This window comes from Pseudosporangium ferrugineum (assembly GCF_003002065.1).
GTDB classification, from domain to species: Bacteria; Actinomycetota; Actinomycetes; order Mycobacteriales; family Micromonosporaceae; genus Actinoplanes; species Actinoplanes ferrugineus_A.
Map to the genome: position 1 here is coordinate 398,287 of NZ_PVZG01000002.1, position 13,343 is coordinate 411,629.

General features: G+C 73.0%; 9 protein-coding genes. 7 read left to right on the plus strand and 2 right to left on the minus strand.

From position 1 onward, the window contains the following. Positions 1-90 precede the first annotated feature (90 nt). Genes CLV70_RS06010 through narI form a run of 4 tightly spaced genes read left to right on the plus strand, consistent with a single transcriptional unit; the run spans position 91 to position 6,741 of the window. A complete protein-coding gene (locus tag CLV70_RS06010) occupies positions 91-3,729 on the plus strand; it encodes a nitrate reductase subunit alpha (protein ID WP_245908088.1) in 3,639 nt (1,212 codons plus the stop codon). Then, a complete protein-coding gene (gene narH, locus CLV70_RS06015) occupies positions 3,729-5,399 on the plus strand; it encodes a nitrate reductase subunit beta (RefSeq protein ID WP_106125347.1) in 1,671 nt (556 codons plus the stop codon). Before CLV70_RS06010 ends, narH begins: the two co-directional genes overlap by 1 nt. Then, positions 5,396-6,025 (plus strand): nitrate reductase molybdenum cofactor assembly chaperone, encoded by a 630-nt coding sequence (narJ, locus tag CLV70_RS06020; protein ID WP_106125348.1) that lies wholly within the window; start codon positions 5,396-5,398, stop codon positions 6,023-6,025. Before narH ends, narJ begins: the two co-directional genes overlap by 4 nt. Next, positions 6,022-6,741 (plus strand): respiratory nitrate reductase subunit gamma, encoded by a 720-nt coding sequence (narI, locus tag CLV70_RS06025; protein ID WP_106125349.1) that lies wholly within the window; start codon positions 6,022-6,024, stop codon positions 6,739-6,741. Before narJ ends, narI begins: the two co-directional genes overlap by 4 nt. Before the next feature lie 6 nt (positions 6,742-6,747). On the opposite strand, the gene CLV70_RS06030 is transcribed toward narI, so the two are convergent. Further along, positions 6,748-7,488 carry an SDR family oxidoreductase gene (locus CLV70_RS06030; protein ID WP_106125350.1) on the minus strand — a complete coding sequence of 247 codons (741 nt, stop codon included), beginning with the start codon at positions 7,486-7,488 and terminating at the stop codon, positions 6,748-6,750. A 116-nt stretch (positions 7,489-7,604) separates the two neighbouring features. Between CLV70_RS06030 and CLV70_RS06035 the strand changes: the two genes are divergently transcribed. The 3 genes from CLV70_RS06035 (at position 7,605) to CLV70_RS06045 (ending at position 12,130) form a co-directional block, all read left to right on the plus strand. Continuing rightward, a complete protein-coding gene (locus CLV70_RS06035) occupies positions 7,605-8,093 on the plus strand; it encodes a hypothetical protein (protein WP_106125351.1) in 489 nt (162 codons plus the stop codon). Beyond that, positions 8,090-10,459, plus strand: a complete 2,370-nt coding sequence (locus CLV70_RS06040) for a diguanylate cyclase domain-containing protein (RefSeq protein WP_106125352.1) — start codon at positions 8,090-8,092, stop codon at positions 10,457-10,459. Before CLV70_RS06035 ends, CLV70_RS06040 begins: the two co-directional genes overlap by 4 nt. A 180-nt stretch (positions 10,460-10,639) precedes the next feature. Next, complete coding sequence (locus tag CLV70_RS06045) at positions 10,640-12,130, plus strand: FAD-dependent oxidoreductase (RefSeq protein WP_106125353.1); 1,491 nt, start codon at positions 10,640-10,642, stop codon at positions 12,128-12,130. 27 nt (positions 12,131-12,157) lie between these two features. On the opposite strand, the gene CLV70_RS06050 is transcribed toward CLV70_RS06045, so the two are convergent. Further along, positions 12,158-13,315 (minus strand): ROK family transcriptional regulator, encoded by a 1,158-nt coding sequence (locus tag CLV70_RS06050; RefSeq protein ID WP_211303651.1) that lies wholly within the window; start codon positions 13,313-13,315, stop codon positions 12,158-12,160. Positions 13,316-13,343 lie beyond the last annotated feature (28 nt).

Genomic DNA, 13,343 nt, shown 5'->3' on the forward strand with positions numbered 1-13,343 from the left:
GATGATCTCCGGGCCACCCCTCGGCCCGCTGCCGGTACGGCGAGGAAGGGACCTTCCGTGAGCAGACTGGACGACCCGCTGAGCGATGCGCTGGTCGGGACGCGGCGCTTCTTCACCCGCGGGGAGGTATCGGCCGACCACCGCACCCTGCATCAGATCGGCGGGCGGCAGGCCGACACGTTCTACCGGGACCGCTGGTCGCACGACAAGGTGGTCCGCTCGACGCACGGGGTGAACTGCACCGGCTCCTGCTCGTGGAAGGTGTACGTCAAGGACGGCATCATCACCTGGGAGGCGCAGCAGACCGACTACCCCAGCGTCGGCCCCGACCGCCCGGAGTACGAGCCCCGCGGCTGTCCCCGCGGCGCGGCCTTCTCCTGGTACACGTACTCGCCGACCCGCGTGCGGTACCCGTACGTGCGCGGCGTGCTGCTGGAGATGTACCGGGAGGCGAAGAAGCGCCTCGGCGATCCCGTCGCCGCCTGGGCCGACATCGTGTCGGACCCGGAGAAGGCGCGCCGCTACAAGTCCGTACGCGGCAAGGGCGGCCTGGTGCGCGCCACCTGGGACGAGGCGACCGAGCTGATCGCCGCCGCGCACGTGCACACCATCAAGGAGTTCGGCCCCGACCGGCTGGCCGGCTTCTCGCCGATCCCCGCGATGTCGATGGTCTCGCACGCGGCCGGCGCCCGCTTCTACAACCTCGTCGGCGGGGCGATGCTGTCGTTCTACGACTGGTACGCCGACCTGCCCGTCGCCTCCCCGCAGGTGTTCGGCGACCAGACCGACGTGCCCGAGTCGGGGGACTGGTGGGACGCCGGCTACCTGATCATGTGGGGCTCCAACCTGCCGGTCACCCGTACCCCGGACGCGCACTGGATGGCCGAGGCGCGCTACCGCGGACAGAAGGTCATCGCGGTGGCCCCGGACTACGCCGACAACGTCAAGTTCGCCGACGAGTGGCTCGCCCCCGCGCCGGGCACCGACGGCGCGCTGGCCATGGCCATGGGGCACGTCGTGCTCAAGGAGTTCTTCGTCGACCGGCCGGTGCCGTACTTCACCGGCTACGTCAAGCGCTTCACCGACCTGCCGTTCCTGGTCGGGCTCGAGGAGGACGGCGAGGGCGGGTACCGGCCGGGCAAGCTGCTCACCGCCGCCGACCTCGGGCGCGAGGAGGAGCACGCGGCCTTCAAGACGGTCCTGCTGGATGCGGCCGGCACGCCGGTCGTGCCCAACGGCTCCCTGGGCTTCCGGTACGGCGACAGCGGCGTCGGCAAGTGGAACCTCGACCTCGGCGACGTGGACCCGCTGCTGTCCGCGGCCGGCGGGGACGAGCCCGCGGTGACCGTGGTGCTGCCCCGCTTCGACACCGCCTCCGGTGCCGCCGAGCCGATGCGCCGCGGGGTGCCCGTGCGCCGCGTCGCCGGCCGCCTCGTCACGACCGTCCACGACCTGCTGCTCGCCCAGTACGGCGTGGGCCGCCCGGGCCTGCCCGGCGACTGGCCGACCGGCTACGACGACGCCACCCAGCCGTACACCCCGGCATGGCAGGAGACGATCACCGGCGTGCCGGGGCCGGCCGCCGCCCGCATCGCCCGCGAGTTCGCCGCGAACGCGGAGGAGTCGAAGGGCCGGTCCATGATCCTGATGGGCGCCGGCACCAACCACTGGTTCCACTCCGACACGATCTACCGGTCGTTCCTGACCCTGACCACGATCACCGGCTGCCAGGGCGTCAACGGCGGCGGCTGGGCGCACTACGTCGGCCAGGAGAAGGTCCGCCCGATCACCGGCTACTCGGTGCTGGGCACGGCGTCGGACTGGTCCCGCCCCGGCCGGCAGATGATCCAGACCGCGTACTGGTACCTGCACACCGACCAGTACCGCTACGACCCGTTCTCGGCCGCCACGCTGGCCGCCGGCAAGGAGGGCGGTACGTTCGCCGGGCGCAGCACCGCGGACCTGATCGCCGCGTCGGCCCGGATGGGCTGGATGCCGTCGTTCCCCACGTTCAACCGCAACCCGCTCGACCTGGCCGACGAGGCCGGCGCGGCGGGCCGGCCGGTGGCCGAGCACATCGTCGAGCGGCTCACCGGCGGCGACCTCCGCTTCGCCTGCGAGGATCCGGACGCGCCGGAGAACTTCCCGCGCGTGCTGACCGTGTGGCGGGCCAACCTGCTCGGCTCGTCCGCCAAGGGCAACGAGTATTTCCTGCGGCACCTGCTCGGCACCGACCACGCCGTCCGCGCCGAGGAGGCACCGCCGGAGGCGCGCCCGAAGGACGTGGTGTGGCGCGACGAGGCCCCCACCGGCAAGCTCGACCTGCTGCTCACCCTCGACTTCCGGATGACCTCCACCACGATCTACTCCGACGTGGTGCTGCCGGCCGCCACCTGGTACGAGAAGCACGACCTCAACACCACCGACATGCACCCGTTCGTGCACTCGTTCAACCCGGCCATCGCCCCGCCGTGGCAGACCCGCACGGACTGGGACGCGTTCATGAGCATCGCCAAGACGTTCAGCGCGCTCGCCGCCACCCACCTCGGCACGCGCACGGACGTGGTGGCGGCGCCGCTGCTGCACGACACCCCGGACGAGCTGGCCAACCCGCACGGGCGCGTCCTGGACTGGAAGGCCGGCGAGTGCGCGCCGGAGCCGGGCCGGACCATGCCGAAGCTGGTGACGGTGGAACGCGACTACGCGGCGATCGCCGACAAGATGGGCGCGCTCGGGCCGCTGCTGGACACCCTCGGCGCCACCACCAAGGGCGTCACCTTCGAGGTCGGCCGCGAGCTGGAATACCTGCGGCACAAGAACGGCACCGTCCGCGGCGGCGCCGCCGACGGCCGGCCGTCGATCGCCCGCGACGTGCAGGCCTGCGAGGCGATCCTCGCGCTCTCCGGCACCACCAACGGTCACCTGGCCACCCAGGGCTTCAGGACCATGGAGAAGCGCACCGGGGTACGCCTGGCCGACCTGTCCGCCGAGCACGAGGGCAAGCAGATCACGTTCGCCGACACCCAGTCCCGGCCGACGCCGGTGATCACCTCGCCGGAGTGGTCCGGTTCGGAGTCCGGCGGGCGCCGCTACTCGCCGTTCGTCATCAACGTCGAGCGGCTCAAGCCGTGGCACACGCTGACCGGGCGGCAGAGCTTCTACCTCGACCACGACTGGATGGCCGAGCTGGGCGAGTGGATGCCGGTGTACCGGCCGCCGCTGAACATGCACGCCCTCTTCGGCGAGCCGCGGGTGGGGGAGCAGGGGGAGCTCGGGATCACCGTGCGGTACCTGACGCCGCACAACAAATGGTCGATCCACTCCGAGTACCAGGACAACCTGTTCATGCTCTCGCTGTCCCGCGGCGGGCAGAACATCTGGATGTCCAAGGAGGACGCGGCGAAGATCGGCGTCCACGACAACGACTGGATCGAGGCGGTCAACCGCAACGGCGTCGTCGTGGCCCGCGCGATCGTGTCGCACCGCATGCCCGAGGGCACCGTCTACATGCACCACGCGCAGGACCGGCTGATCGACGTGCCGCGTACGGAGACCAACGGCCGGCGCGGCGGCATCCACAACTCGCTGACCCGGCTGCTCGTCAAGCCGACGCACCTCATCGGCGGATACGCCCAGCTCTCCTTCGCCTTCAACTACCTAGGCCCCACCGGCAACCAGCGCGACGAGGTCACCGTCATCCGCCGCCGCTCCCAGGAGGTGCAGTACTGATGCGCGTCATGGCCCAGATGGCGATGGTGATGAACCTCGACAAGTGCATCGGGTGCCACACCTGCTCGGTCACCTGCAAGCAGGCGTGGACCAACCGCACCGGCGTCGAGTACGTGTGGTTCAACAACGTCGAGACCCGGCCCGGCCAGGGCTACCCGCGCCGCTACGAGGACCAGGAGACGTGGCGCGGCGGCTGGACGCTGAACCGCCGCGGCCGGCTGACGCTCAAGGGCGGCGGCCGCTTCCGCAAGCTGCTGACCATCTTCTCCAACCCGAAGCTGCCGGCGATCCAGGACTACTACGAGCCCTGGACGTACGACTACGAGACGCTGACCAACGCGCCGCTGCAGGAGCACACGCCCGTGGCGCGGCCGAAGTCCCTGCTCTCCGGCAAGGACATGGCGGTCACCTGGTCGGCGAACTGGGACGACAACCTCGGTGGGTCGCCCGACCACGGCGACAAGGACGTGCTGCTCAAGGGCATCGCCGACAAGGTGAAGTTCGAGTTCGAGCAGACCTTCATGTTCTACCTGCCGCGGATCTGCGAGCACTGCCTCAACCCGTCCTGCGCCGCGTCGTGCCCGTCCGGGGCGATCTACAAGCGCGCCGAGGACGGCATCGTGCTGGTCGACCAGGACCGGTGCCGGGGCTGGCGGATGTGCGTCTCCGGGTGCCCGTACAAGAAGGTCTACTTCAACCACCGCACCGGCAAGGCCGAGAAGTGCACGTTCTGCTTCCCCCGGATCGAGGTGGGCATCCCGACCGTCTGCTCGGAGACCTGCGTCGGCCGGCTGCGCTACATCGGCCTGATGCTGTACGACGCCGACAAGGTCCTCGACGCGGCGTCCACGAAGGACGACCACGACCTGTACGAGGCACAGCGCCAGGTGTTCCTCGACCCGAACGATCCCGCGGTCATCGCCGCGGCGGAGCAGGCCGGCATCCCGCGCGACTGGATCGAGGCCGCCCAGCGCTCCCCGGTGTACGCCCTGATCAACACGTTCAAGGTCGCGCTGCCGCTGCACCCGGAGTACCGCACCATGCCGATGGTCTGGTACATCCCGCCGCTGTCGCCGGTCGTCGACGTGGTCCGCGACACCGGCTACGACGCCGAGGACCGGGGCAACCTGTTCGCGGCGATCGAGGCCCTGCGCATCCCGGTCGACTATCTCGCCCAGCTGTTCACCGCCGGCGATCCGGCCCCGGTCGACGCGGTGCTGCGGCGGCTCGCGGCGATGCGCTCGTACATGCGGGACCTGAACATGGGCCGCGACGCCGACGAGACCATCCCGGCGGCGGTCGGCATGTCCGGTGAGCAGATCTACGACATGTACCGGCTGCTGGCCCTGGCCAAGTACGACGAGCGCTACGTCATCCCGCCGGCGCACGCCGAGCAGGCGCACAGCCTCGAGGAACTGGCCACCGAGTGCAGCCTCGACTACGAGGGCGGCCCCGGCATGGGCGGCTCCGGGCCGTTCGGCGAGATGTCCGGCACGCCCACGCCGATCGCCGTGGAGAACTTCCACATGCTGCGCGACCGGCAGACCACCGACACCATCGTCGATCCGGGCGACAAGGCCCGGCGGGTGAACCTGCTCAACTGGGACGGCAAGGGCCGCCCCGAGGGCCTGTTCCCGCCGCGCCGCGAGGACGGGGAGGACAAGCCGTGACCGTCGCCGACCCCCGCGCCTGGCAGGCGCAGTCGCTGCTGCTGGACTACCCCGGCGACCAGCTGTACGGGCGGCTGGACCTGCTGACCGAGGTGGCCGCCGCGCTGGAGCCCGCGGTGGGCGCCCCGCTGCTGCGCTTCCTCGACCACGTACGGGCGACGCCGCCGGGCGAGCTGGCCACCGACTACGTCGCCACGTTCGACCATCGCAAGCGGTGCTGCCTCTTCCTGACGTACTACGCCCACGGCGACACCCGCAAGCGCGGCATGGCCCTGCTCTCGCTCAAGCAGACGTACGCCGCCGAGGGGCTGCACCTCGGCGACGACGAGCTGCCGGACCACCTGGCCGTCGTGCTCGAGTTCGCCGCGTCCCGGCCGGACAGCGGCCGGGCCCTGCTCCAGCGGCACCGGGCCGGCCTCGAACTGCTGCGCCTGGCCCTGCGCGACGCCGGCTCGCCGTGGGCCGCCGTGCTCGACTCGATCTCGGCCACCCTGCCGCCGCTCGGCGGGGACGAGCGCGCGGCCGTCGCGCGGCTCGCCGCCGAGGGGCCGCCCGAGGAACAGGTCGGCCTCGCCCCGTTCGCCCCGCCGGAATACATGCCCCAGCCCCAAGGAGCGCTCCGATGAACGTGCTGCTGTTCGTCGTCGTGCCGTACGTCGCGCTGACCGTCTTCGTCGCCGGCCACGTCTGGCGCTACCGCTACGACAAGTTCGGCTGGACCACCCGCTCGTCCCAGCTGTACGAGCGCCGGCTGCTGCGCATCGGCAGCCCGCTGTTCCACTTCGGCATCCTGCTGGTGGCGCTCGGGCACGTCGGCGGGCTGCTGGTGCCGGAGTCGTGGACGGACGCGGCCGGGGTCAGCGAGGACGCGTACCACGTGGTGGCGGTGGGGCTGGGCACCCTGGCCGGCTTCTGCACGCTCGCCGGCGCGGCGATCCTCGTCTACCGCCGCCGTACCGTCGGACCGGTCTTCTCGGCCACGACCCGCAACGACAAGATCATGTACGTGCTGCTGATCGGCACCATCCTGCTCGGCCTGGGCACCACCGTGCTGGGCAACCTCACCGATCACCCGCACGACTACCGGCTCACCGTCTCGCCGTGGTTCCGCTCGATCTTCACCCTGGACCCGCGTACGGACCTGATCCTGCAGGCCCCGATCGGCTTCCGCCTGCACGCGCTGTCCGCGTGGCTGCTGTTCGCCTTCTGGCCGTTCAGCCGGCTCGTGCACGTGTTCTCGGCGCCGCTGGGCTACCTGACGCGGCCGTACATCGTCTACCGCAGCCGGGACGAGCAGATGGGCAGCCGCGCCACCCGCCGCGGCTGGGAGCGGGTGCAGTGAGCCCGCTCAGCCCTGAGCGGTGGGCCGCACGACCACCTCGCTGATGTCGACGCCGGCCGGCTGCGCGATGGCGTAGCCGACGGCGGAGGCCACGGCGGACGGCGGCATGGCGACCTCCCGGCGCTGCCGGTCCAGCGCCGCGGCAGCCGCCGGGCTCGCGCCCTTCCCGACGCCCTCGGTGTCGGTGAAGCCCGGCGACACCAGGGTGACCCGCAGGTCCGGGCCCGACTCCTGCCGCAGCCCCTCGGTGAGGACCTTGACCGCCGTCTTCGTCGCCGCGTAGACCCCCTGGGGCACCTTCACCACGTACGCCGCGGTCGACGCGACGTGGACGAACTGGCCGGAGCGCTGCCGCCGGAACACCGGCAGCGCCGCGCCGATCCCGTTCAGCACGCCGGTGAGGTTCGTCGCCACCATCGCGTCCCAGTCGTCCTGCCGCAGGTCGTCGAACGGCGAGATCGCCATCGTGCCGGCGTTGGAGACCAGGACGTCGAGCCGGCCGTGCCGCTCGACGGCAGCGCCGACGAGCCGGGCCAGATCCTCCCGGCGGGTCACGTCCACGACCACCCCGATGGCGTCGCCGCCGCTCGCGGCGATGCGGCCCACCACCTCCTCGAGCCGGTCCCCGCGGCGCGCGCCGAGCACCACCCTGGCGCCGTGCGCGGCCAGGTGCTCCGCCGTCGCGGCACCGATGCCGCTGCTGGCCCCGGTGATCGCGACGACCGTTCCCTCGAGCTGTTCATGCATGACGACCCCTTCCGGACACGTGTCCGCATAAACGGTAGTGGACACGTGTCCGCTTGTCGAATGCGGTCAACTCCGGCCCGGGGCTGCCGATGGAGAAGGGGGTGGAAGGGGAACCTGTGAGCAGTCGCGCCGGTCCGTCGCGCGCTCTCGCCGGGCGCCCGGCCACCGTCACGCTCGGCGTCGCGTCCGCCCTCGTCCTCGCCGCCTACCTCGCCGGTCCCGCCCCGCTGCGGGCCGCGATGCTGCTCGTGTCGAGCACCGTCGCGATCCTGGCCCTCGGCGCCGGAGTGCGGCTCAACCGGCTCACCGACCGGCGCCCGTGGACGCTGGCGGCGGTGGGGCTCGCCCTGCTGACCGTCGTGAACGCCTGGTGGTACCTGAGCGACCGGGTCTCCGGCTGGTCGACCGGCGGCCTGACCGACCTCCTCCAGATCGCCGGCTACCTGGCGATGCTCAGCGCGATCCTGCTCGTCGTGGTCCGGCACGCGCCGCACGACGGCGGCGGCGTCATCGACGCCGCGGTGGTCGGCGTCGCCGTGGCCGCCCCGCTGTGGGAGTTCGTGATGCGCCCGCGCCTGCTCGCCGCCGGCCATTCCACGGTGTGACCCAGGTGGTGGTGCTCGTCCAGCTGATGGTGCTGCTCGGCATCCTCGGTGCGCTGCAACGGGTGTCGCGCACCTCGGGCCGGCGCCTCGGCTCACTCCTGCTGCTGTACGTGTCGCTGGTCGCCACGGTCACCGGGGTCCTCGCGTCCGACTTCGGGACCGGCTCCGAACCGTTCTCCATCTCGGTGGCCTGCTACATCGTCGGCTACCTGAGCCTGGGCGGCGCCGCGCTGCACCCCAGCGCCGAGGCCCTGATGCATCCCGCCGGCGCCCGCCGCAACGGCACCACCCGCCTGCGCCTCGGCCTCCTCGGCGGCTCCATGGCGCTGATCCCGGTGGTCGGCGGCATCCCGCAGCTGTTCGGCCGGTCCGCCGACGGCCTGCTGCAGACTCTCGGCCCGCTGATCATGGTGCCGCTGGTGCTCACCCGGATCGGCCAGCTCATCGGCCAGCGCACCCGCGCCGAACAGGACCTTGCCTACCAGGCGACCCACGACGACCTGACCGGGCTGGTGAACCGGCGCCACCTGTTCGCCGTGGTCGCGCAGGCCCGCGCCGCGCGCCGGGGCGGCCCGCCGTCGCCGGACGTGGTCCTCTACTGCGACCTCGACGACTTCAAGCCGGTGAACGACCGCTACGGCCACGAGGCCGGCGACGAGGTGCTGCGCCGCGCCGCCCAGCGCCTGGTCTCCACCCTCCGCGACCAGGACGTGGTGGCCCGCATCGGCGGCGACGAGTTCCTCGCCTACTGCCCCGGCGCCGACGAGGCCACCGCCGAACTCCTGCGCGGCCGGGTCGAGGAGGCCCTCCGCGCCCCGATCCCCTGGCGGGGCCACGAACTCCGCGTCTCGGTCAGCGTCGGCACCGCCTGCGACGACGGCCGCTACACCGGACCCGGACGAACTCTTCGCCGCGGCGGACCGCGCCATGTACGGCCGCAAACGCGCCCGCAAGCAAACCTCACCCGTACCCGCCTGACAGGCCGGGGAGATTTGTCGCCGGCGGGTGGAACGGGTAGAGATGCTGCCGTGAAGCCGATTGTGCGGGCCGTCGTCGCCGGGGGTCTGGTGGTTGCCCTGGGTGCCTGTTCGTCCGGGGAGGCGGTCGCGCCGCGGGTGACGGTGTCCGCTTCCGGGGCCGTCGAGGTGCCGGCGCTGGCCGACACGGTCGTGCGGCCGCTCGCCGGGAACGGGGGAGCGCCGTTCGATCGGGAGCGGCGGGTGCAGGCGCCGCCCGGGTGGACGGTCAGCGTGTGGGCGCGGGTGCCCGGCGCCCGGCTGCTGGCGTGGACGCCGGACGGGCGGCTGCTGGTGTCGCGGCCGAAGTTCGGGGACGTGGTGCGGCTGGTTCCGGGGCGGGACGGTGAAGCGCCGGCACAGGGCACGCTCGTCGGCGGGCTGAACCAGCCGCACGGGCTGGCCTTCGCCGGCAGCACGCTGCACGTCGCCGAGAGCAGCCAGGTCGACGCGTTCGCGTACGACGCCGGCGCGGTGTCCGGGCGGCGGATCGTGGCCGGCGGGCTGCCCGACGACAAGAGTCCCGAGCTGGGTGGTGCGTACGCCCACGCCCTCAAGAGCGTGGCCGTCGGCAGGGACGGCGCCCTCTACGTCTCGGTCGGCTCGACCGGCAACGTGTCGGCCGAGGACCGGGACGCCCGCCCCGAACGGGCCTCGATCCTGCGGGTGCCGCCGGGTGGCGGGCCGCCGGCCGTCTTCGCGCGCGGCGTCCGCAACGGCACCGGGCTGGCCGTCGACCCCGACGGCGGGGTGTGGACCGCGGTCAACAACCGGGACAACATCGGTTATCCGTACGACGGCAGCGACCGCGGGAAGGTGCTGCGGGCGTACGTGAACGATCATCCGCTGGAACCGCTCGCCCGGCTGGAGCAGGGGCGCGACCTCGGGTGGCCGTTCTGCAACCCGGACCCCGACCTGCGGCCGGGCGAGGAGGACTCCCCGCTGAGCTACACCGGGCGGCCGTTCGTGCGCGACGTCCAGACCAACCCCGGTGGCGAGAAGCTCGACTGCGCGGCGCTGCCCCCGGTCGAGCAGGGCATGGGGGCGCACTCCGCGCCGCTGGGGCTGAGCTTCGCCGTCGCGCCCGGGCTGCCCGGCGGGTACGGTCCGGGCGCGCTGGTCGGCATCCACGGCTCGTGGAACCGCACCCCGCCCCGGCCGCCGGAGGTGTCCTTCTTCGCCTGGCGGGACGGCACGCTCGGGCCGCAGCAGACCCTGCTGACCGGCTTCCAGGCGCCCGACGGTACGCGCTGGGGGCGGCCCGTCATGGCCGTGCAGGGCCCGGACCGCGCCCTGTACGTCAGCGACGACCTCGCCGGCGCCGTCTACCGCGTCGCCGGGTCGGGGTAAAAGGACTGGACGCCACGGACGCCGGGTTTGTAGCTTGCCGGTGACGTGACCCGCCCGAGGAGGTGACACCCATGACCGCAGTACCGATGTGGGTGCTCCTCCCCGCCGTCACGGCCGGGCGACAGCCGTAGGTGTCGCCGGGAGCGCCCCGCCAGCAGGCACTCCCGAGAGGCACCACTCATGAACTCTTCCCGACCCACCGACGTGATCATCGCCGGGTGCGGGCCGGCCGGCGCGATGCTGGCCGCCGAGCTGCGGCTGCACGGCGTACGCGTGCTCGTCCTGGACAGGGAGACCGGGCCCGCGTCGTTCGCCCGCATCGTCGGGCTGCACATCCGCAGCATCGAGCTGATGGCGATGCGCGGCCTCCTGGACCGCGTCCTCGCCCGCGGCCGGCGACGCCCCGCCGCGGGTTTCTTCGCCGCCATCGACAAGCCCGTGCCACCCGGCCTGGACTCCGCGTACGCCTACCTGCTCGGCATCCCGCAGCCGGTCATCGTCCAGCTGCTCGAGGAGCACGCGGTCGCCCTCGGCGCCCGGGTCCGGCACGGCGTCGCGGTGACCGGACTCCGGCAGGACGACGAGGGCGTGACCGTCGAGCTGGCCGGCGGGGAACAGCTGCGTTCCCGCTACGTCGTCGGCTGCGACGGCGCGCGCAGCACGGTGCGCCGCCTCCTCGGCGTCGGCTTCCCCGGCGAGCCCGCCCGGACGGAGACGCTGATGGGGGAGATGGCGGTGGCCGCGCCGCCGGAGGAGATCGCCGCCGCGACAGCCGCGGCCCGCGGCACGCACCACCGGTTCTGGCTCCGGCCGATGGGCGGGGGGTTCTACAGCGTCGTGGTCCCCGCCGCGGGAGTCGGCGACCGCGCGGAACCGCCCGTCCTCGAGGACTTCCGCCGGCAGTTGCGCGCCGTCGCCGGCACGGATTTCGGCGTGCATTCCCCGCGCTGGCTGTCGCGCTTCGGCGACGCCACCCGGCTCGCCGACCGGTACCGGTCCGGGCGGGTGCTGCTGGCCGGCGACGCGGCCCACATCCACCCGCCCATCGGCGGTCAGGGCCTCAACCTGGGCGTCCAGGACGCGTTCAACCTGGGCTGGAAGCTGGCCGCGCAGGTGCGGGGCTGGGCGCCGGAGGCGCTGCTGGACACGTACGAGGCCGAGCGCCGTCCGGTCGCCGGGGACGTGCTGGACAACACCCGCGCGCAGACGGAGCTGCTGGAGACCGGGCCGGGCCCGCGGGCCGTACGCCGGCTGCTCACCGAGCTGATGGACTTCGACGTGGTGAACCGCCACCTGATGGAGAAGATCACCGGGATCGGCATCCGCTACGACTTCGGCCCCGGCCCCGGCCCGGTGGGCCGCCGCCAGAGCGACCTCGACCTCTCCCGGGGCCGGCTCTACGACCGCCTGCACCACGGCCGCGGCGTGCTGCTGGACCGCACCGGCCGGCTGACCCCCGGCGGCTGGTCCGGCCGCGTCGATCACCTCGCGGATTCCGGCGCGGCCCTCGACGCCCCGGCCGTGCTGCTGCGCCCCGACGGCCACGTCGCCTGGCTCGGCGACGACCAGCGGGACCTGGACGACCACCTCGCCCGCTGGTTCGGCAGACCCGCCGCGCCGGTCCGCGCAGGACGCGACGCCCGCGAACCGCACCTCCGGGAACGGCCGTGACGGACGCCCCCGCAGGTGCCGGCGCAGTCAGGACGCCGCGATCATGGCCTCGACCGGCATGATGGCCGCGCCCAGGGCCACCGCGTCGCCGCCGAAGGTGGAGGGGCGGAGGTCGAACTGGGCGGCCGGGCGGGGGAGGCTGTGCGCGCGGATCGCCCGCTCGAGGGGTTCCGCCAGGCGTTCCATCAGGCGCAGGCCGACCCAGCCGCCGATGATGATGCGCCGGGGGTTGGTGAGGTTGACCATGTTGGCCAGGCCGAGGCCGATCGTGTCGACCAGGTCGTCGCGGAGCCGGGACGCCGCCGGGTCCGATTCCGCGGCCTCCAGGAAGGCGCCGATCGCCCGCCAGCCGGTGCCGTCGAAGACCCCGCCCCGGTCGCGCCAGGCTTTCAGGATGGCGTCGGAGCCCGCGTACGCCTCGATGCAGCCGTGGCCGCCGCAGCGGCAGGGACGGCCGCCGCGTTCGATCTTGGTGTGGCCCCATTCTGCGGCGCTGCCGGCGTACCCGTGGGTGAGCCGGCCGTCCGCGATGACGCCGAGGCCGACGCCGCGGCCGAGGAGGGCGACCAGGCAGTGGCCGACCTCGTGCGCGGCGCCGAACCAGAGCTCCGCCTTGGCCTGGGTCTTCGCCCCGTTCTCGGCGAAGACCGGGACGTCGGCGGAGACGAGCTGGTCGATCGGCACGGGCGGCCAGCCGAGCGTCTGCGCGTACAGGATCTGCTCGCCGCCGGGATCGGTCTCGACCAGGCCGGGCAGGCCGACGCCGACGCCGAGCAGGCGGGTCCACGCCTGGGGGTTGCGGTCGCGCAGCGCCGCCAGGGCCTCGCGGAGGTCCTGCGCGATGGTGGCGGCCGATTCCTCCTCGCGCCCGCCGCGGAACTCGCGGTCGACGCGGCGCAGGGTGAGGTCGAACAGCTCGACCGCGACGCCGCGTTCGCCGACGTCGGCACCGATCGCGTACGCGGCCTCGGGACGGGGGCCGATCAGCGCGATGGGCCGGCCGCCGCGGGACGCCACCGAGCCGTTCTCGCGGACCAGTCCCTCGGCGATCAGCTCGCCGACCAGCTTGGTGACCGACGCGGGGGAGAGGTCGCACAGCCGGCCGAGCTTGGCCCGGGTGGTCTCGCGGGCCAGGATGATGTGCCGCAGGATCTGCGAGCGGTTGCGGTGGCGCAACGATGTCACGGTGGATGCCTCGGGCACGACCAGGCGC